The following is an 18,531-nucleotide window of genomic DNA, read 5'->3' on the forward strand; positions in this document are numbered from 1 at the left end:
CGGCGCCGCCGAATTCGGCCCGCTGCCAGAGCAACGCGAGGTCCTCCGGGCCGTGCCCGACTCCCACCTCCTGCCAGTCGGCCCAGCAGAACTCCCCGGAGTCGTCGACCAGCAGGTTGCCCGTGTGGCAATCACCGTGGATCAGCCCGACGGGGAGCGCGTCGAGAGCACGGTCGAGGGCGCGACGCTGACCCAGCAGAGACAACGCGAGGCGACCGCAGCCGAGCCGGGTCCAGGCGGCCACCGCCGCGCGCACCTCATCGGCCGGGACCCGGCGCGGTCGGGACAGCCACCGGAGCCGGTCGAGCTGCCCCGCGCCGGCCGACCCGTGCAGGGCGCCGAGGTCGCGCGCGACCCGGAGCCAGTCGGCATCGCCCCACAGGAGCGGTGTCGGCGCAGGTGCGGCGGCCGAGAGAAGGAGGCAGGTGGCCGGCCCGGACTCAGCGCTCGCCAGCAGGCGCGGCACCCGCACCGGCACCGAGGGCGCCAGTTCGTCGTAGAACCGGGCCTCCCGTTGTGCCTTGGGCCGCCACGCGGGCCTGGTCGTCACCTTGAGCACGGCGCTCGACCCGTCGTCGAAGGCGAGGCGGAAGACACCGGAGCCGGACGCGCCACCGGCGAGCCGGCGAGCGGCGCGCAGGCCGTCGGGATCGCGACCCAGCGCACGCAGATGGCGCGCGAGCTCCTCGTCGACGTCCGCCTCCCGCTGGGTGAGCCCACTGGTCATCCGTGTCACGCTCCACCGTTGTCCGCTGTCCCCGGTCTACCCGGGGGCTCTGACAACCTGCGGACTCGAGGGTCGGCGCGCGCCGGAATCGCTAGTCCACCACCATCCCAACACCATGGTGAAAGACGGTGAGGTGCGGCGCGACGAGCTCGCTGACCTCGGGACCGCCCGCCCCGAGGTCAGCGAGAGCTGAGTGTGAGCACTCAGGTCACTACCTACGGGGTGGGTGCCGCCGCGTGGTTCGGCGTCGCGGACGTGGACCCCAACACCCGGCTCTTCTGCGCCGCGAACTCGGCGTCGGTGAGCTTGCCGCTGTCGTGCAGCTGAGCCAGTTGGGTCAGCTCGTCGGTCGTCGATCCGCCGTGCGTCGTCGTGCGCGCCGGCGGGGGCTCGCCACCATCGAGGAGCGAGTCCGTGGCCGTCGCGGGGCGGGCGATCAGGTAGATCAGCGCGCCGAACAACGGGATGATCAGTACTGCGAGGACCCAGCCGACCTTGCCCCAGCCGGACAGGTCCGACCGCACAATGATGTCGATCAGGCAGGACACCCACAGCAGGGTGACCGGAATGACGACCAGGCAGATCCACAACACATGCCAGAACCAGTTCATCGTGCTACCTCCCGAGGCCCGGCCGCCATCGACGGGGTCCTCGGGTCAGTGTGTGCGGGCAGCACCCTGCGTGGCCTCACCCCAAACGGGTGAACCGGTCAGGCTGCGACGACCTCCACCGACACCGACGCGACCACCTCGGGGTGGATCTTCACGGTGATGGCATGGGTGCCGGTGCTCTTGATGTGTCCGCTGAGCTCGATCCGGCGCCGGTCGATGTCCGGGCCGCCGGCGGCCTTCACCGCCGAGGCGATGTCGGCGGCCGTCACCGAGCCGAAGAGCCGCCCGCCGTCGCCCGCCTTGGCCGGCAGCTTTACCGACAACGCTTCGAGCTGGCCCTTGATCTCCTTGGCGTGGCCGAGATCGCGAACCTCCCGCACGTCGCGGGCACGCTTGATCTGGGCGATCTGCTTCTCGCCGCCCTTGGTCCATGAGATGGCGAAGCCGCGGGGCACGAGATAGTTGCGTCCGTAACCGTCGGCGACATCGACGATGTCGCCCGGCGCGCCCACACCAGTGACCTCTTGGGTGAGGATGAGCTTCACAGGTCCTCCTCCCTCAGCGTGCGGTGCTGGTGTAGGGCAGCAGCGCCATTTCGCGGCTGTTCTTGATGGCGACGGCCACCTCGCGCTGGTGCTGGCTGCAGTTGCCGGTCACTCGACGGGCCCGGATCTTGCCGCGGTCGGAGATGAACTTCCGCAGCAGCGTGGTGTCCTTGTAGTCGATGTAGTTGACCTTGTCCTTGCAGAAGATGCAGACCTTCTTCTTCGGCTTGCGCACGGGCGCCTTGGCCATGGTGATCACTTGCTCCTGTGTTGTGCGAATGAAGGTGTCGGGATCCGACGACTAGAAGGGTGGCTCGTCGGAGAGCCCGGAGTTGGATGCCGGCGCCGCGGATGCCCACGGGTCCTCCGACCCGCCGCCGGAACCGCCCGACGACGATCCGGACCCGCCGAAGCCGCCGCCCCCGCCTCCGCCACCGCCGCTGCCGCGCGAGGTCTTGTTGACCTTCGCGGTGGCGTAGCGCAGTGAGGGACCGACCTCGTCGACGTCGAGTTCGATGACGGTCCGCTTCTCGCCCTCCTTGGTCTCGAACGACCGCTGCTTGAGCCGGCCGCTGACCAGGACGCGGGCGCCGCGGGTGAGCGACTCGGCGACGTTCTCCGCCGCCTGCCGCCAGACCGAGCAGCGCAGGAACAGCGCTTCGCCGTCCTTCCACTCGTTGGTCTGCCGGTCGAACGTGCGTGGGGTCGAGGCCACGGTGAAGTTCGCGACCGCGGCGCCGCTCGGGGTGAAGCGCAACTCCGGGTCGGCGGTCAGGTTGCCGACCACGGTGATGACTGTCTCGCCTGCCATGGGTGAACTCCTCTGCCGTCGGGCGCCATCGCCGAACACCGTACGAGCGTCGCCGGTGCAGGCAAGCGACGATCGGGTGGCCTGTGGATGACCCTGTGGATGACCCCTGTGGATGACGCCTGTGGACGGACCCTGAGCGGGTGGCTCAGTGCCGGTTGGGTCGGATGACCTTGGTCCGCAGTACCGCGTCGTTGAGGTTGAGCTGGCGATCCAGCTCATCGACGGTCGGCGGTTCGGCCTGCAGGTTGATGACCGCGTAGATGCCCTCGAGGTGCTTGTCGATCTCGTAGGACAGCCGACGCCGGCCCCAGATGTCGACCTTCTCCACGGCGCCGCCGTCGGTGCGGACGACTCCGAGGAACGTGTCGAGAGACGGTGCGACGGTGCGCTCCTCGAGATCGGGGTCGAGGATCACCATCAGCTCATAGTGACGCAACAGCCACTCACCTCCTATGGACTAAAAGAACGGCCACGGGCTCTCCGTGGCAGGAGGGTGCGCGTCGTCCCGACGGTCGATCACCGGCGGGACCGTAGGAGGGTACCTCAGATCGGCGGCCGATCCGCGCACGGCGTACGCCGGCCAGATCCGGCATTTGCGGCAAACAGCGGTCGCGGCGACGGTCTGAGCAGGATATCCGTGGAGCATGGCCTCCGTCCCGCTCGCCCGGCACCTGGTGCGCGCCAAGGACCTGGCCGATGCCCGGTTCATCGAGCCGCTCGGGGTGGACGACCTGGCCCGCGCCGCCGGGTTGTCCCGCGCCCATTTCAGCCGCGAGTTCCTCCGGGCGTTCGGGGAGTCGCCGCACGCCTACCTGCTGACCCGGCGGTTGGAGCGGGCGGCGGCGATGCTGCGCAACACGGACCGGTCGGTGGCCGACATCTGCTTCGCCGTGGGCCTCTCCAGCGTGGGGTCGTTCACGTCCAGCTTCCGCCGGACCTACCGCATGTCGCCGACCGCGTACCGCGGATCGTTCCCGCCCGCCTCGGACCTCGCCCTGGTCCCGGCGTGCGTCCTGCGTGCCTACAGCCGCCCGCAACACCGCACGTTTGGAGAAGACAGGCCGCCGGCCGCGTCAATAGCGTCGAGTCACGAGATCACATCGACGCAGGAGGACACATGATCACCATCGGCAGTGCGCAGCTGTGGGTGCACGACCAGCAGGCGGCGCTCGAGTTCTACACCCGCAAGGTCGGCTTCGAGGTGCGCTCCGACGTCACCCTTCCCGAGATGGGCAACTTCCGCTGGCTGTCCGTCGGGCCGGCCGCCCAGCCCGACGTGGCGATCGTGCTGATGCTCATCCCCGGCCCGCCTGTCATGGACACGGAGACGGCCGAGCAGGTCCGTGACCTGATGGGGAAGGGCTTCGCGGGGACGGTCTTCCTCGTCACCGAGGACTGCCGGGCCGCCTACGACGAGCTCGTCGGCCGCGGCGTCGAGTTCACCGAGAAGCCGGAGGACCGCCCCTACGGCATCGACGCGGCATTCCGCGACCCGTCGGGCAACCACATCCGGCTCACCCAGATCCGGGAGAACATCGGCGCCTGAGCGGCGATCCGGTCCACCTGCTCGGCGGACCGGTTCAGTTGTGGGCCGCCCCGTTTCCTGAGGCACCGTTTCCTGAGGCACCGTTGCCTGCGGCACCGTTCGCCGCGGCGGGCCGGATGTTCTGGTTGACGTGGAAGAGGTTGTCCGGGTCGTAGCGGCCCTTGACCTCGGTGAGCCGCTGGTAGTTGCCGCGGTAGCTCGCCTGCACCCGCTCCTGTCCCTCGTCCATCATCATGTTGACGTAGGCGCCGCCGGCGGCGTGCGGGTGCAGCGCGTCGTGATAGGCGACGGTCCACTCGGTGATCGCCCGCGCGTTCGCCGGATCCGGGTCGACGCCGACGATCGTCTGCGCCCAATTGGCGTCGCGATAGGCGAACGCGGTGGCGTCTGGGGCGACGCGGTGCACCGCACCGTCGATCGGATAGAGGTGCATGGTGCTCTGCGGGGTCGGCAGCAGGTGCGCGAACTCCACGTGACGGGCGATCGCCTCGTCGGAGATCGTGTCGACGAAGTCGGCCCGCCAATACCACTGTTGCCCGCGCGGGTAGAGCGCGTCGAACGCCGACTGCAGCACCGGATAGGGCATCGGGCCGACCCCGTCGAGGGCGGGCGCGAGAGCCCGGGCAGGGGCGAGCGCCGCGTCGGCGCCGTCGGCCGGCCCGGCCCAGCAGGCCACGATGCCGCACATCTTCTGCATCCACAGTGACTCAGGGAACGGGGGACCCGGCGGCACCGTCATGAAAGCGAAGAAGGCGTTGAGGTCCTCCGGCTGGGCCGGCATGAAGTCGCGGTACCACGTCAGAATCTCGGCGGCCCGGTCGAGCGGCCAGAGCATCGGACCGGCGATCACTTCGGAGACCGGATGCATAGCGAAGGTGAACGACGTCACGACCCCGAAGTTGCCGCCGCCACCGCGCAGCGCCCAGAACAGGTCCGGCTCGTGATCGGCATCGGCGGTCACGATCCGGCCGTCGGCGAGTACGACGTCGGCGGAGAGCAGGTTGTCGATGGTGAGCCCGTATTTGCGGGTGAGGTGACCCAGCCCGCCGCCGAGCGTCAGCCCGCCGACCCCGGTGGTGGAGATGATGCCGGCCGGGGTCGCCAGTCCGTAGGCGCTGGCCGCGTGGTCCATCAGGCCCAGGGTCGCCCCGCCTTCCACGGTCGCGGTCGCATGCACCGGGTCGACGTGCACGCCGTGCATCTCCGCCAGGTCGATCACCAGTCCGTCGCAGGTGCCCAGCCCGCCACCGTTGTGCCCGCCTCCGCGGATCGCCACCTTCATGTTGTTGCCACGGGCGAAGTTCACCGCGGAAACGACGTCGGCGATGTCCGTGCAGCGGGCGATCATCTGGGGACGTACGTCGATCATGGCGTTGTAGACCGCGCGCATCTCGTCGTAGTCGGCTGCGTCCGGGCTCACCAGTCGACCGCGCACGGTGAGGGCGAACTCCTCGTAGGTGGCCGGGGTGCTTGTCGTGGGTGTGGCCATGACCTGTCTCCTCAGCGAGCCGGGTGATCCTCGGCGGCGCGTCCCGACGTCAACGGTCGATGCGCCCCGGAATGTCGATCCCGCGTCCCCCGCGAGGGCTTCCAGACCGGGCCGGCGGCGTCGCCGCGACAACCTCGGATGAAACGCCGAACGCCACAAACGGTAGACCGGCAGAGCCCCGGCTTTGGGGTAAACGACGACGTTCTGCCTGCCAGCAAGGCGGTCTGCGCGATTGGGCACCTCGACAACCGGCCTCGGGGGCACATCCCGGACGTCGGAGCCGGTCGATCCACCCCACGGGACTAGGTTGGACGCGGCGTAAGCCGACCATGACGACGAGACTGAGGAGCGATCGGGTGACTTCCCTGAAGGTGCTGTTCATCGGTGGGACCGGCGTCATCAGCTCGGCGTGCGCGCAGCGGGCGGTCGACCTGGGCATCGACCTTTATGTGCTGAACCGCAAACAGACATCGACCCGGCCGCTGCCTGCGGGGGCGCACGTCCTGCAGGGCGACATCCGCGACGCCGCCTCCGCTCGCAAGGCGATCGGCAGCCAGGACTTCGACGTGGTCGTCGACTTCGTCGCGTTCACCCCGGAGCACGTGCAGACCGATATCGATCTGTTCACCGACCGGACCGGGCAGTACGTGTTCATCAGCTCGGCGTCGGCGTACCAGACGCCGCCGCGGCGTCAGCCGATCATCGAATCGTCGCCGCTGCGGAACCCGATCTGGAGCTACTCCCAGGCGAAGATCGCCTGCGAGGAGTTGCTGGTGAAGGCCTACCGCGAGGACGGGTTCCCGGCGACGATCGTGCGCCCCGCGCACACCTACGACCGCACCAGCATCCCGCTCGAGGGCAAGTGGACGACGATCGACCGCATGCGCCGCGGCAAGGAGGTCGTCGTGCACGGCGACGGGTCGTCGCTGTGGACGCTGACCCACCACCGCGACTTCGCGCACGCCTTCGTCGGGCTGCTCGGCAATTCCCGGGCGGTCGGCGACAGCTTCCACATCACCAGCGACGACGCGCTGACCTGGGACCAGATCTACTCGATCATGGCCGACGCGGCCGGCGTGCAGGCGAACATCGTGCACGTGGCCTCGGACACCATCGCCGCGGTCGAACCGTCGTGGGGCCCGCCGCTGCTCGGCGACAAGACCCATTGCCTGACCTTCGACAATTCCAAGGTCCGCGATCTCGTGCCCGATTTCGTCGCGTCGATCCCGTTCGAACAGGGCGCCCGCGAGATCATCGACTGGTACGACGCCGACCCGGCCCGCCGGCAGGTCGACGCCGACACCGACCGGATCTTCGACCAGCTGGTGACCTTCGCGACGAGCCCGCAGCTGTCCGTGCTCACGTAGGCCGCCCGCCAGGCAGCGCGTCGAGGGAGCGGCATGGCCCGCGCGGGTACAGCGGAGGACGACGCGTTCCGCCGGTTCCTCTTCGCCGCGATCGTCCTCAACCTGGTGACCTGGCGGGTCGCCTTCAACCTCGGCGCGTTCGGCCAGGTCTTCTACGAAGACGTCTACGCCGTCGTCGTGGCAAGCCTCGCGGCGCTCGTGGCCACGTTCGTCGCCCCGCGTGGATCGGCGCCGCGGCGCTGGTGGAGCCGGCTGCTGCTGATCGCGCCGACTGGGTGGTTCGTCGCCTCGGTCGCGTTCACCGACTCGCTGACCGACGTCGACCACCAGCTGGGCCTGGGCATCTCCGGCCTGCTCATCGGCGTGACGTCGTTCCCCTACACGCTCTTCCTCCTGGCGCGCGCCTTCATCCCGCAGATCGGCGAGGTACGCAGCGTGAAGCGCTGGATCGCGCTCGGCGTACTCACGGTCGCCGTCGCCGTGGCCGGGTTCCTGGTGGGGTCGTACAACTACCGGTTCATGACCTGTTCGGAGTTCAAGGTCAGCGGCAACGACCAGCCCGCGAACTGCGCCGGACCCCGGACCTGACGGCGACGACGGGTCGCGGCGGAGGCGCCCGCCCGGGCGCGTCGAGGATGTCCGGGGCTCCGCGTAGCCTGTCGCCATGCAGCTGATCGGCGCCCACGTGGACCCTGCCGACCCCCTCGCCGAGGGCGCGGCCCGTGAGGCGGATCTCGTCCAGACATTCCTGGCCGACCCGCAGGGCTGGAAGGATCCGCGTCCGCGCGAGGACGCCGACGCGATCCGGGCTTCCGACCTCGCGCTCTACATCCACGCGCCCTACGTGCTCAACGTCGCGACCAAGAACAACCGGATCCGGATCCCCAGTCGCAAGCTGCTGGCGTCGCACGCGAAGGCCGCGGCATCGCTCGGAGCACGGGGGCTGATCGTGCACGGCGGCCACGTCAACGCCGGCGACGACCCGGACGAGGGCTACGCCAACTGGCGCAAGCTCTTCGAGCGCACCGCCTCCGACGGCGGGTTCCCGCTGCCGATCCTGGTCGAGAACACGGCCGGCGGGGACAACGCGATGGTCCGCCATTTCGACGGCCTCGCCCGGCTCTGGGACGCCATCGGAGAGTTCGACCCCGGCTTCTGCCTCGACACCTGCCACGCCCATGCGGCGGGGGAGGACTTCGACGGCATCATCGACCGGGTCCGGGCGATCACCGGGCGGATCGACCTGGTGCACGCCAACGACTCCAAGGATGAATTCGGCTCCGGTCGGGACCGGCACGAAAACCTCGGCTCCGGTCAGATCGATCCCGACCAGTTGGTCGCCACCGTCGCCGCCGCACAGGCGCCCGTGGTCTGCGAGACGCCGGGCGGGGCGAAGGGGCAGGGCTCCGACATCGCCTTCCTACGCCGGCAGCTGGCCGGCGCATCGGCCCGGTGAGTTCGCCGGCCCCGGCGGAGGCCGACAGCGACGGCGGAGCAGTGCGGGCCCGGTGGGTCGGTCCGGTCGGACTGGTCGTCGGAGTCGCCGTACTCATGCTGATCCTCGGCTGGTTCGGCAAGGTGTCCTGCATCGGGCCGACCTACGATGCGAACGGGATATCGACGGCGTTCGAGGCCCACAAGAACACCTACCTCTGCTACTCCGACATCCAGCAGCTGTGGCCGCAACGCGGCATCTCCGATCACGTCTTCCCCTACGTGCACGGGAGCCTGCTCGGGGAAAACCTCCTCAACGGCGCCATCGAATACCCCGTCCTCACCGGCCTGTTCGTCTGGCTCACCGCGCTCTTCGCCCACACCGACGGGCAGTTCCTCGCGATCTCCGCCGTCTTCCTGGCGCCGTTCGGGGTGATCACCGCCTGGCTGCTGGCGAAGCTGACCGGCCGGCGCGCGCTGATCTGGGCCGCCGCCCCGGCACTGATCTTCTACGGCTACCTCAACTGGGACCTGCTTGTCTGTGCGTCGTTCGCGGCCGCCGTGTGGGCCTGGTGGCGCGGTCGGCCGGTGGCCGCGGCGGCGTGGCTCGCCGTCGGTGCGGCGCTCAAGCTCTATCCGGCGATGTTCGTGTTCCCGTTGATCCTGGAGCGGCTGGCCGCCCGCGACCGGCGCGGCGCGGTCCGGGTCGCGCTGACCGCAGGCGGGCTCTGGCTGCTGATCAACCTGCCGTTCCTGCTCATCAATCCGCACGGCTGGTGGGCGACGTATGCGTTCCAGAAGGAACGCCACGCCGGCATCACCACCAACTCCATCTGGTTCTGGGGGTTCGGCGGGATCTCGACCGGGACCCTCAACTGGCTCACCCCCATCCTGATCCTGGTCGCCTGGGCCGGGGCGCTCGGCTACGGCTGGCGGCGCACCCGTGGCGGCGAGCCCTATCCGTGGATCCAGGTCAGCGGCGCGATGCTGTGCGGGTTCCTGCTGCTCAACAAGGTGCACTCGCCGCAGTACCTGCTCTGGCTGCTTCCGTTCTTCGTCCTGATCCGGGTCCGCTGGGGGTGGTGGGTCAGCTACTGGGTCTTCGACGCACTGCTCTTCGCGGGGCTCTTCGAGTGGTACGGCGTGCTCACCGCAGGCGGCGACGAGGGACTCGCCAAAGAGGCCGCCGTGCTCGGTGTGTGGGGCCGCGCGGTGATGCTCGTCCTGCTCTACGTCGTGTTCCTGGTCTCGCCGCTGGCCGTCAGGGCGCGCGGCGGCGCGACGGACGCCGACCGGTCCGGTGCTCCGTCGAGCACCCCTCCCGTCGGGTCGTCGACCCCGGTCGCGCGGACGACGTCGCGCCCGGGGCGGAGCACGTCGCGGACCACCAGCACGCAATAGAGCACGACGAGCGCCGTACGGATCACCACCGCGGCGAGAAACCACTCCTCGCCGATCCCGCGCAGGTCGAGCTTGAGCCCCTGGTTCTGATAACCCTGCTCCTGGGTGAGCAGATACCAATACATCCGCGGGAACCACAGCAGCACCTCAGCGGCCTGCCAGGACAGGTACATCCGCCACGACGGCCGGGCGAGCACGGCCAGCGGGATCAGCCAGAGCGAGTACTGCGGGCTCCACACCTTGTTGGTGATGAGGAACCCGGCGACGACGAGAAACGCCAGCTGCGGCCACCGCGGGCGGCGCGGCGCCTTCAGAGCGAGGACGGCGATGAACACGCACACCGCGGCGAAGAGCAGCACCGTGGTCGCGTTGAGCCCGCCGACGGGGAACGACGGGCCGCCCTTGATGTACTGCGCGACGTTCCACAGCGTGTCGGGGTCGGCCGGGCGGCTGGAGTTGAGCGAGAAGAAGGTCTTCCAGCTGGTCGGGTAGGCGATCGCGACCGGCAGGTTGACCACCAGCCACGCGCCGACCGCCCAGGCCAGCGTGGTCGCGAATTCGCGGAGCTTCCCCGCCCGCAGGCAGAGCACGAACAGCGGGCCGAGGAGGAAGAGCGGGTAGAGCTTGGCCGCGGCGCCGAGCCCGATCAGCACCCCGGCCCACCGGTGTCTACGCCGCGACCACGCCAGCATGCCGGCCGTCGCCAGGGCGACGGCGAACAGATCCCAGTTGGTGAACGCCTGCACGATCAGCAGCGGGGAGAGGGCGACCATCGCGGCGTCCCACACCCGCGGCCCGGCTAACCGGGAGGTCGCCCAGACCATCACCAGCGCGCACAGCACCAGCAGCAGGACGGTGACCTCCCAGTAGGTCTGCACCGAGGGCGGGCGCGGTAACACGGAGGAGGCGTCTGCGGCCAGGCTCTGGTAGCCCCGGGCGAGTTCGGCGGCAACGTACATGAAGCCGCCGGTGAGGACCGGGTATTCAACGGCGTGATCGCGATAGGGGATCTTGTTCTGGTCGAGGCCCTCGCTGCCGTAGAGCGGGATGACGTCGGAGTAGCACATCCACACGTATTCGCGGCCGAGGATGTACTGCGTGTGGCCCTTCCCGTCGGACACCGGCTTGGACAGCGCCCAGTTGCCGGTCTGACAGGGCGACTTCTGCGCCCAGCCGAGCGCCAGGGTCAGCAGCGCCATGGCGAGCAGGACACGGACCGGAGTCCAGAACCACTGCCGCCCGACGATGCCGTGGCGCCCCCAGGGCCCGCCGAACGGCGTGCTCGCCGCGCGCGCGACCGGGTCGGCGCGGGTCGGCAGCAGGCGGTCGATCACGGGCACCATGCTGCCGCACGCCCCGCCGCGACCCTCCTCGACCTGCCGGGCGCGCCGGCTCTCAGCCGCCGGACGCCACCAGAGGCACCCGGGCCACGCCGAGCAGGTGCGGGCTCGCCGCCATGAGCGCAGGTTCGGACTGAACCAGCCGCGCGCACCGGATCGCGGACTCCATGACGTCATCGGCCCGATCGTCGGGCGCGTTGTCCAGCGCGGGAGCGGCCGGTCCCTCGATGCCCACCACCACCGGATCGTCCAGTCGCGCGGCGGCGAGTTCGGCCGCAAGCTCCTCCGCGCGGTGGAAGTAGCCGGTCGTGAACCCGTTCGGGTCGTCGTGGTTGATCCCGGTGTCGATCAGCTCGGCGAGATCGCCGAGCGCGGGGTCGCTCGTGATCCGGCCGAGTCCGGCGAGCTCGAGCAGCGCCGCGAAGCGGCTGATGGCCGCGACGACGACCAGCCCGCCCGGGCGGACGACGCGGGCCGCCTCGGACAGGGCCTGGTGGCGGTCGTCGCGGCGCACGAGGTGGTAGAGCGGACCGAGCAGCAGCGCGACGTCCGCGCTGTCGTCGGCAACGTCGAGCGCGCGCGCATCGCCGACGGTCGCGGTGACACCGGCGAGCCGGCCGGCCCGCTCCACATGCGCGGGCACCGGGTCGACCAACCGGACCCGGTAACCGGCAGCGGCGAGCCAGCTCGCGTGCACCCCGGTGCCGCCGCCGATGTCGAGCACGTCCGCGGGCGCCGGCGGCATGGTGCCGCGGAGCAGTTCCTCTGTCCGCCGGAACTCCAGCTGACCATGCCGGGAGCGGGTCAGCCGCACGTCCTCGTCGTACCGGTCTCGATAGAAGGCGAGGATCGACGGGTCGAGCACCGGGTCGGACATGCTCCGATCGTCGCCGCAGGGCGCGGCCACGGTCCAGTCGTTTTCGCGGGTCAGCGCAGCGGCAACGTGGGCAGGGTCGGCAGCGGGGGTATCGGCGGTGGGCCCGAGCTCGGCGGCGGAGTCGTCGTCGGAGGTGGCGTCGTGGTCGGCGGCGGAGTCGTCGTCGGAGGCGATGTCGTGGTCGGCGGCGGAGTCGTCGGCTTCGGCTTCGGCTTGGGCGCCGGGTGCCCGATCGCGGTGTGCGCGGCGAGGCGCAGTGCGGGCTTCCCGGCCAGATATGCGTCCATGAATGCCTGCCAGGTCCGCCCCGGAAGGCCGCTGCCGTAGACGATGTTCCCGGTCGTGGCGTCGACGATCGGCTTGCTGCTGTCGGTGCCGACCCAGACCGCGGCCGACACCTGCGGGGTGAAGCCGACCATCCAGGCGTCCTTGTTCTGGCCGGTCTCGCCGAGCTGGGCGGTGCCGGTCTTCGACGCCGACTGCCGGCCGTCGGCGAGCGGGCGGTGCGACCACGCGGCGACCTGCTCCATCGAGTACGTCGTGTCGTTGGCGACCTGCGGGCTGAACGCCCGCCGCTCGGTCGGAGCGTGCTGGTAGAGCACGTGGCCGCTGGCGTCGATCACCTTCTGCACGAAGTAGGGCTTGTGCGCGATGCCGCCGTCGGCGAATGTCGCGAAGCCGGCCGCCTGGTCGATCGGGCGTACCTCGTACTGACCGATCGAGATGCCGGCCTCGGTGTGGCCGTCGGCGTCGCGCAGGGTCGGGGTGGAGGTGTCGGTACGCCGGACCGGGACTCCGGCGGCATGCGCCGTCGCCGCGACGTTGTCCGGCCCGACCTGCAGACCCATCCGGTAGAAGACCGTGTTCAGCGACATCTTCATCGCCGTACGCGCGGTGCAGACGCCACACGACTCGCCGTCGGAGTTGTGCACGACGACGCCGCCGAAGGTCTGCGGCGAGCTGCCGTCGTACTTCGTGTAGTCGCTGATGTTGCCCTCGCCGCGCTGGTGTTGTGCGAGCGCCGTCGCGAGCACGTAGGGCTTGAACGACGATCCCGGCTGCCGCCAGGCCTGGGCGTAGTCGAAGCCGTAGCCGGAGGAGCCGCCGTAATAGGCGAGCACCTTCCCGGTGCCCGGCGCCACGGCGACCAGCGCCTGACGCAGGTCCTTGGTCTGGCCGTGGAAGACGGTCCGCACCGCGCTCTGCGCGGCCTCCTCCGCCTTGGGGTCGATGGTCGTGACGACGCGCAGTCCGTCGCGGTTGAGCCGGGCTTCGTCGAATCCGGCCGCCGCGAGTTCGTCCTTGACCTGGTTGACGATGTAGCCACGCGGCCCACTGAACTGGTTGAGGGTGCCGGTGCCGATCGCGCGGACCTTGGGGTAGCGCGTCGCGGCAGCCTGGGCCGCGTCGAGCTTGCCCATCTTCGTCATGCCGTCGATGACGAAGTGCCAGCGGGCCTTGGCCGCCGCCGGGTGACTGTCCGGGTCGTAGAGCGCCGGCGCGCGGATGCTCGAGGCGAGTACCGCGCCCTCGGCGACCGAGAGCGCGCTGACCGGCTTGCCGAAGTAGGTCTCCGCCGCCGCCTCGATCCCGTAGGCGCCGCGGCCGAAGTAGATGGTGTTGAGATACCAGTCGAGGATCTGGTCCTTGCTGTACTGGTGGTCGAGCTTGACCGCCATGACGATCTCTTTGAACTTGCGACTCAGCGTCCGCTCTTGCGTCAAGTAGGCGTTCTTCACGTACTGCTGGGTGATCGTCGACCCGCCCTGCACGTCACCGCCGCGGATGTCCGCCCACGCGGCCCGGGCGATGCCGGTGACCGAGATGCCGGGTTCGCCGTAGTAACCGCGATCCTCTGCCGCGAGCACCGACCAGCGGACGTGCGGCGGCACCTTCGACAGCGGGACGTCGGTGCGATTCTGCGCGCCGACCCGGGCCATCACCGTCTTGCCGTCGTTGTAGGTGATCGTGGAGACCTGGCTGGTCTTGATCTGGTCGGGCAGCGGGATCTGCATCGCGGCGTAGAGCACTCCGACCACGCCGATCACCAGGACGAGGAAGACGCCCAGGCTGATGAAGGCGATCCAGCGCCTCCGCCGGCGGCGTTTGGCGCGCTTGGTGTGCCTCGTGGACCGCGTGTCTCGCCGCCCACGGTCATCTCCGGCCCCCCCAGGCATGGTCGAATCCGATGTCACCGTGCCTGGTTCCCTTTCTCGTCGTACGCCGCCTGCCCGGGCTGGTGATCACCGGCTGCCGGCGGGCCAGCTACTTGCGTGCGGCCTGCCGACCCTCGTCGGCCCCGGCGGCCTCGCCACCGTGCCCGAGCACGTAGGAGAGGGCCAGGTGGTTCCAACCGCAGGTCCGACAGACCTCCACCACATAGACCGTGAACTCGCCGTGCGCTGACGCGAGTCTGGGCAACTCTTTGGGGGACTTTGCCTGCCCCGACACGTGGCCCAGCCGGTCGCCGTACACGTAGTGCACGTGGATGAGCCGCTCCTTGCGGCAGACCGGGCAGGTGGCCTCGGACGCCTCGCCGTGATACTTCGCGGCCCGCTGCAGATAGGGGTGCGCGTCGCACACCTCGAAGGTGCCGACCCGGCCCGCGTAGACGTCCGCGAGCAGCGCGCGGCGCTGCAATGCGTAGTCGACGATCGAGCGGCGGTTCACCCGCGACAGAGTACGCCGACGGGCGACCCCGTCCGGTGCGAGCCGGGTCATTCCGGTCGATGACGGTTCGCCCGGTCCGGGCCGGGTTGCGCCGGATGGTGATCGCGTCCTATCGTCGTGACATATCGCGCCGATACATCGAGGCGAGATGACATGACGAACGCTTTGTCAGCTTCTGGGTCAGCGTAGCGCCTGTGCGAGGGAGGTCCGCGGATGCTGGAGTTCGCGATCCTCGGGCTGCTCCACGAGGAGCCGATGCACGGGTATCAGCTGCGGAAGCGGCTCAACACGCTGCTCGGCACGCTGCGGGCGTTCTCCTACGGGTCGCTCTACCCGACGCTGCGGCGGATGAAGAACCGCGGCTGGATCAGTCAGAGCGACCCGGCGCCGTCAAGCGGCGTGCCGGCGCTCACCGGCCGCCGCGGCAAGATCGTCTACCAGCTCACGGGGCAGGGCAAAGAACGGTTCGCCGAGCTCCTGGCCGACGCCGGTCCGACGGCGTGGGAGGACGACGACCAGTTCGGGGTGCATTTCGCGTTCTTCTCCCAGACCCGCGCCGACGTACGCCTGCGGATCCTGCAGGGCCGCCGCCGCCGGGTCGAGGAGCGGCGTGAGGGGATGCGGGCCGCGCTCGCCCGGACCCGGGAGCGCGTCGACCGCTACACCCGCGAGCTGCACAAGCACGGCCTCGAGTCGGTCGACCGCGAGGTCCGCTGGCTCGACGAGCTGATCGCGCACGAGCAGCTCGATGATCCCGACCCGCCGGATCGTTCGGCGGACTGACCGACCAGCACCACCCGACAGGAAAGTCACTACGACGAAAGGAAGTGCCGCGATGGGTGCCATTCGGGTCGCCGTCGTCGGCGTCGGCAACTGCGCCGCGTCGCTCGTCCAGGGCGTGGAGTACTACCGGGACGCCGAAGCAGGTGCCCGGGTGCCGGGCCTGATGCACGTAAAGTTCGGCGACTACCACGTCAGCGACCTGCAGTTCGTCGCGGCGTTCGACGTCGATGCGAAGAAGGTCGGGCGCGATCTGTCCGAGGCCATCCTCGCCAGCCAGAACAACACCATCAAGTTCGCGGACGTGCCGCCCCTCGACGTCACCGTCCAGCGCGGGCACACGCTCGACGGCCTGGGCAAGTACTACCGGGAGACGATCGAGGAGTCCGACGACCACCCGGTCGACGTCGTGCGCGCGCTCAGAGACTCCGGGGCCGACGTACTCGTCTCCTATCTGCCGGTGGGTTCCGAGGACGCGGACCGCTTCTACGCGCAGTGTGCGATCGACGCGGGTGTCGCGTTCGTCAACGCGCTGCCGGTCTTCATCGCCGGTACGCCGGAGTGGGCCAAGAAGTTCGAGGAGGCCGGCGTACCCATCGTCGGCGACGACATCAAGAGCCAGGTCGGCGCGACCATCACCCACCGCGTGCTCGCGACGCTGTTCGAGGACCGCGGCGTCATCCTCGACCGCACGATGCAGCTCAACGTCGGCGGCAACATGGACTTCATGAACATGCTGGAGCGCGACCGGCTGGAGTCGAAGAAGGTCTCGAAGACGCAGGCCGTCACCTCACAGGTCTCCCACGACATCGGCAAGGACAACGTCCACATCGGACCGTCGGACTACGTCGCGTGGCTGGATGACCGGAAGTGGGCCTACGTGCGGCTCGAGGGTCGCGCCTTCGGCGACGTCCCGCTCAACCTGGAGTACAAGCTCGAGGTGTGGGACTCACCCAACTCGGCCGGCATCATCATCGACGCCGTACGCGCGGCGAAGATCGCCAAGGACCGCGGCATCGGTGGTCCGCTGCTGTCCGCGTCGAGCTACTTCATGAAGTCGCCGCCGGTGCAGCACCGCGACGACGAGGCCCGCGAGCTGGTCGAGAAGTTCATCCGCGGCGAAGTCGACCGCTGATCCGGTCCCCCTCCGTCCCCCATTCCGCTTGAACGTCACGTTCAAGCGCTCTAGCCGCATCAATGTCACGTTGATGCGGAATGGGGGGACGGGTCGGGACGCGCGGTGACCGGCGGACGGGGTCGCGCTGCCGCCAGTCGGTAGGCGCCCAGTAGCTCTCTCAGCACGGCCGCCGATTCGGTGCGCACCCGGGACGGCAGGGTGTGCACGACGACGATGCCAGCCGCCGTCATCGCTGCATGTCGGGCGAGCGTCCGGGCGTAGTCCGACGGTGACAGGTGAAACTCGTACGAGTCGATCTCCCACGCAAGAGCGACGTCGTCAAACCACGCATCCGGTCTTGCAAGGAAGACGCCGCGCTCGTCATGGATGTCGACGTTCCAGCGGGCGGTGGGCAGGTCGCTCGAGAACAGGAGTGTCCTGCCCCACGCCTCGGCCGTTGACCGAACTCCGGCGGAGACCTCTTGCAGAACCAGACGGGGAAGCGCCGTACCCCGACTCGGGCTCAGCCGGAGTTCTTCGGTCAGCGCTGACGTGCTGACCAGCCCTGCTTGGACCGACTCGGCGATCAACGCACGGACCCGGTCGACGTCGCGGAGTCGGCGTACGCAGTCCAGGACCGATCTGGCCGCCGGCGCGACCGGAAACCCGGAGCGCCTTATTGCGGCCGGCATCCGGATGGTGCGTTCGATCACCACGATCGAATGGCTCGCTCGCTGTCGTGACCCGGGGATGAGAATGTGCACCTCGTCGGACTGCGGACCTCGACGCAGCCCGTGCAGCCGAATGCCGGCGGCGCCGGTGAGCACCGCGTCTGGGCCGGCGTATCGGAGCGCGGCGTCCAGAAGCTGATGCCAGGTCGGCGTACCGCTGCTGAACATGACGACACCGGGCAACAGCCGGGTCCAGGGGCCGGTGCGGGAGCACCGATCCGACACGGTCCGGGTCGGCACGCCCAATTCCTCGAGCTCACGGAGACTGAGGACGCTGTGGGGAGCGGACCACGCCACCGCGTTCCAGTCCACCGCCGATCGTCGAGGCATGCCGGGCACGATGCGGTACGGCGTTCCATCCAGTCAGTACGGGCTACAGATCTGTGGACAACCGGCGTTCTCCTGTGGACAAGTCTCGAACGTGCGCCTTGCGGACGCCCACGATTCCGCGTGAACGTCACGTTCATGCGGCTAGAGCGCTTGAACGTGACGTTCACGCGGAATGGCGGGCTGCGGGGAGGGCGCGAGGTGAATATGGTGCGGCGGGGGGAGGCGCGCGTGGACATCGAATCGGGGAACGCCACGCCGGAGGAGTCCGAGCTCCTGGCCGCGCCACCGTCACGGGACGTGCTGATCGCGGCCCGGCAGGTGCTGGCCGACTTCGGCTATACGGCGGCGGCGGTACGAACGCTGCTCGCCGCCCGTGGCGACATCCTGGCCGACGCCGGCCAACGTCCGGTCGTCCGGCGCCGGCTGGAGCAGAGCACCGATCCGGCGGCCGCGCTGGTGAAGCTGCTCATCGTCGAGGACGCCCTCGAAACGTCGACCGCGGAGGAGCGGTTGGGGGCCAAGGCGGTCGACGCCCTGGTCGCGGCCCGGCTGCTACGCCGGAACGCGGCGTGGATCGAGCCGACGGCGCGGGTCGTCCCGCACAGCGCCCCTGGGGAAGACCTGATGCTCGCGTCCGACCCGAGTTCGCAGCTCGGCCGGCCCGACGTCGTTCCCGGAGTGCAGAACCCGTCCCGGACCCTCGCCGACCTCACCCCGCGGCGGCGGGTGATGCGGGCGCTGGATGTCGGCACCGG

Annotated in this window: 20 protein-coding genes and 1 pseudogene; 9 read left to right on the forward strand and 12 right to left on the reverse strand. The window is 69.6% G+C overall.

What is annotated here, in order from left to right; translation table 11 throughout:
- The 6 genes from VGH85_13210 to rpsF form a co-directional block, all read right to left on the reverse strand.
- The coding region (locus VGH85_13210) for an aminoglycoside phosphotransferase family protein (protein HEY2174760.1) at window positions 1–727 on the reverse strand (727 nt) is incomplete at its 3' end.
- A 215-nt stretch (window positions 728–942) separates the two neighbouring features.
- Window positions 943–1,338: an SHOCT domain-containing protein gene (locus VGH85_13215; protein HEY2174761.1), complete on the reverse strand. Its 396-nt coding sequence runs from the start codon at window positions 1,336–1,338 to the stop codon at window positions 943–945.
- Between the two features lie 98 nt (window positions 1,339–1,436).
- The gene (rplI, locus tag VGH85_13220) at window positions 1,437–1,883 is read right to left on the reverse strand and encodes a 50S ribosomal protein L9 (protein ID HEY2174762.1); all 447 of its coding nucleotides are present in this window, start codon (window positions 1,881–1,883) and stop codon (window positions 1,437–1,439) included.
- A 13-nt stretch (window positions 1,884–1,896) separates the two neighbouring features.
- Window positions 1,897–2,133 carry a 30S ribosomal protein S18 gene (gene rpsR / locus VGH85_13225; GenBank protein ID HEY2174763.1) on the reverse strand — a complete coding sequence of 79 codons (237 nt, stop codon included), beginning with the start codon at window positions 2,131–2,133 and terminating at the stop codon, window positions 1,897–1,899.
- Between the two features lie 51 nt (window positions 2,134–2,184).
- Window positions 2,185–2,694: a single-stranded DNA-binding protein gene (locus VGH85_13230; protein ID HEY2174764.1), complete on the reverse strand. Its 510-nt coding sequence runs from the start codon at window positions 2,692–2,694 to the stop codon at window positions 2,185–2,187.
- Window positions 2,695–2,839: 145 nt separating this feature from the next.
- On the reverse strand, window positions 2,840–3,130 hold the full coding sequence (gene rpsF / locus VGH85_13235; protein HEY2174765.1) for a 30S ribosomal protein S6: 291 nt from the start codon (window positions 3,128–3,130) through the stop codon (window positions 2,840–2,842).
- Between the two features lie 208 nt (window positions 3,131–3,338).
- Between rpsF and VGH85_13240 the strand changes: the two genes are divergently transcribed.
- Complete coding sequence (locus VGH85_13240; protein ID HEY2174766.1) at window positions 3,339–3,815, forward strand: helix-turn-helix transcriptional regulator; 477 nt, start codon at window positions 3,339–3,341, stop codon at window positions 3,813–3,815.
- Window positions 3,812–4,240 carry a VOC family protein gene (locus tag VGH85_13245; protein HEY2174767.1) on the forward strand — a complete coding sequence of 143 codons (429 nt, stop codon included), beginning with the start codon at window positions 3,812–3,814 and terminating at the stop codon, window positions 4,238–4,240. The genes VGH85_13240 and VGH85_13245 overlap by 4 nt, the downstream gene beginning before the upstream one ends.
- 34 nt (window positions 4,241–4,274) lie before the next feature.
- On the opposite strand, the gene VGH85_13250 is transcribed toward VGH85_13245, so the two are convergent.
- Window positions 4,275–5,729 (reverse strand): FAD-binding oxidoreductase, encoded by a 1,455-nt coding sequence (locus VGH85_13250; protein HEY2174768.1) that lies wholly within the window; start codon window positions 5,727–5,729, stop codon window positions 4,275–4,277.
- Window positions 5,730–6,085: 356 nt separating this feature from the next.
- Between VGH85_13250 and VGH85_13255 the strand changes: the two genes are divergently transcribed.
- From VGH85_13255 to VGH85_13270, 4 genes are all read left to right on the forward strand, one after another.
- The gene (locus VGH85_13255) at window positions 6,086–7,096 is read left to right on the forward strand and encodes an SDR family oxidoreductase (protein ID HEY2174769.1); all 1,011 of its coding nucleotides are present in this window, start codon (window positions 6,086–6,088) and stop codon (window positions 7,094–7,096) included.
- Window positions 7,097–7,129: 33 nt separating this feature from the next.
- Window positions 7,130–7,684, forward strand: coding sequence for a hypothetical protein (locus tag VGH85_13260; protein ID HEY2174770.1), 555 nt, complete (start codon window positions 7,130–7,132; stop codon window positions 7,682–7,684).
- A gap of 76 nt (window positions 7,685–7,760) precedes the next feature.
- Complete coding sequence (locus tag VGH85_13265; GenBank protein ID HEY2174771.1) at window positions 7,761–8,552, forward strand: deoxyribonuclease IV; 792 nt, start codon at window positions 7,761–7,763, stop codon at window positions 8,550–8,552.
- Window positions 8,549–9,931 carry a glycosyltransferase 87 family protein gene (locus tag VGH85_13270; protein ID HEY2174772.1) on the forward strand — a complete coding sequence of 461 codons (1,383 nt, stop codon included), beginning with the start codon at window positions 8,549–8,551 and terminating at the stop codon, window positions 9,929–9,931. Before VGH85_13265 ends, VGH85_13270 begins: the two co-directional genes overlap by 4 nt.
- Window positions 9,932–10,194: 263 nt before the next feature.
- Here VGH85_13270 and VGH85_13275 read toward each other — a convergent pair.
- The 4 genes and pseudogenes from VGH85_13275 to VGH85_13290 form a co-directional block, all read right to left on the reverse strand.
- A pseudogene (locus VGH85_13275) lies at window positions 10,195–11,274 on the reverse strand (glycosyltransferase 87 family protein).
- Window positions 11,275–11,326: 52 nt separating this feature from the next.
- Entirely contained in the window at window positions 11,327–12,148 is an 822-nt protein-coding gene (locus tag VGH85_13280) for a class I SAM-dependent methyltransferase (GenBank protein ID HEY2174773.1), read from the reverse strand.
- Between the two features lie 50 nt (window positions 12,149–12,198).
- Window positions 12,199–14,325, reverse strand: coding sequence for a transglycosylase domain-containing protein (locus tag VGH85_13285; GenBank protein ID HEY2174774.1), 2,127 nt, complete (start codon window positions 14,323–14,325; stop codon window positions 12,199–12,201).
- 88 nt (window positions 14,326–14,413) lie between these two features.
- Window positions 14,414–14,818, reverse strand: coding sequence for a DUF5318 family protein (locus VGH85_13290; protein ID HEY2174775.1), 405 nt, complete (start codon window positions 14,816–14,818; stop codon window positions 14,414–14,416).
- Between the two features lie 213 nt (window positions 14,819–15,031).
- Between VGH85_13290 and VGH85_13295 the strand changes: the two genes are divergently transcribed.
- Together VGH85_13295 and VGH85_13300 are read left to right on the forward strand one after the other, a co-directional pair.
- A complete protein-coding gene (locus VGH85_13295) occupies window positions 15,032–15,601 on the forward strand; it encodes a PadR family transcriptional regulator (GenBank protein ID HEY2174776.1) in 570 nt (189 codons plus the stop codon).
- A 52-nt stretch (window positions 15,602–15,653) separates the two neighbouring features.
- The gene (locus VGH85_13300) at window positions 15,654–16,733 is read left to right on the forward strand and encodes an inositol-3-phosphate synthase (protein HEY2174777.1); all 1,080 of its coding nucleotides are present in this window, start codon (window positions 15,654–15,656) and stop codon (window positions 16,731–16,733) included.
- Window positions 16,734–16,798: 65 nt separating this feature from the next.
- Here the strand turns inward: VGH85_13300 and VGH85_13305 are convergent, their stop codons facing one another.
- Window positions 16,799–17,776, reverse strand: coding sequence for a hypothetical protein (locus VGH85_13305; GenBank protein HEY2174778.1), 978 nt, complete (start codon window positions 17,774–17,776; stop codon window positions 16,799–16,801).
- A gap of 228 nt (window positions 17,777–18,004) precedes the next feature.
- On the opposite strand from VGH85_13305, the gene VGH85_13310 reads away from it, so the two are divergent.
- Window positions 18,005–18,531: hypothetical protein (locus VGH85_13310; protein ID HEY2174779.1), on the forward strand; the 527-nt coding region annotated here is incomplete at its 3' end.

The organism is Mycobacteriales bacterium (genome assembly GCA_036497565.1).
In the GTDB taxonomy this organism is placed as follows: Bacteria; Actinomycetota; Actinomycetes; order Mycobacteriales; family QHCD01; genus DASXJE01.

What these genes read in the sequence shown, in the direction of transcription:
- VGH85_13285 (HEY2174774.1), bottom strand. Translation starts at nt 14,325, where the DNA reads ATGCCTGGGGGGGCCGGAGATGACCGTGGGCGGCGAGACACGCGGTCC.
- VGH85_13240 (HEY2174766.1), top strand. Translation starts at nt 3,339, where the DNA reads ATGGCCTCCGTCCCGCTCGCCCGGCACCTGGTGCGCGCCAAGGACCTG.
- VGH85_13265 (HEY2174771.1), top strand. Translation starts at nt 7,761, where the DNA reads ATGCAGCTGATCGGCGCCCACGTGGACCCTGCCGACCCCCTCGCCGAG.
- VGH85_13260 (HEY2174770.1), top strand. Translation starts at nt 7,130, where the DNA reads ATGGCCCGCGCGGGTACAGCGGAGGACGACGCGTTCCGCCGGTTCCTC.
- VGH85_13280 (HEY2174773.1), bottom strand. Translation starts at nt 12,148, where the DNA reads ATGTCCGACCCGGTGCTCGACCCGTCGATCCTCGCCTTCTATCGAGAC.
- VGH85_13250 (HEY2174768.1), bottom strand. Translation starts at nt 5,729, where the DNA reads ATGGCCACACCCACGACAAGCACCCCGGCCACCTACGAGGAGTTCGCC.
- VGH85_13230 (HEY2174764.1), bottom strand. Translation starts at nt 2,694, where the DNA reads ATGGCAGGCGAGACAGTCATCACCGTGGTCGGCAACCTGACCGCCGAC.
- VGH85_13245 (HEY2174767.1), top strand. Translation starts at nt 3,812, where the DNA reads ATGATCACCATCGGCAGTGCGCAGCTGTGGGTGCACGACCAGCAGGCG.
- VGH85_13215 (HEY2174761.1), bottom strand. Translation starts at nt 1,338, where the DNA reads ATGAACTGGTTCTGGCATGTGTTGTGGATCTGCCTGGTCGTCATTCCG.
- VGH85_13295 (HEY2174776.1), top strand. Translation starts at nt 15,032, where the DNA reads ATGCTGGAGTTCGCGATCCTCGGGCTGCTCCACGAGGAGCCGATGCAC.
- rpsR (HEY2174763.1), bottom strand. Translation starts at nt 2,133, where the DNA reads ATGGCCAAGGCGCCCGTGCGCAAGCCGAAGAAGAAGGTCTGCATCTTC.
- VGH85_13305 (HEY2174778.1), bottom strand. Translation starts at nt 17,776, where the DNA reads ATGCCTCGACGATCGGCGGTGGACTGGAACGCGGTGGCGTGGTCCGCT.
- VGH85_13300 (HEY2174777.1), top strand. Translation starts at nt 15,654, where the DNA reads ATGGGTGCCATTCGGGTCGCCGTCGTCGGCGTCGGCAACTGCGCCGCG.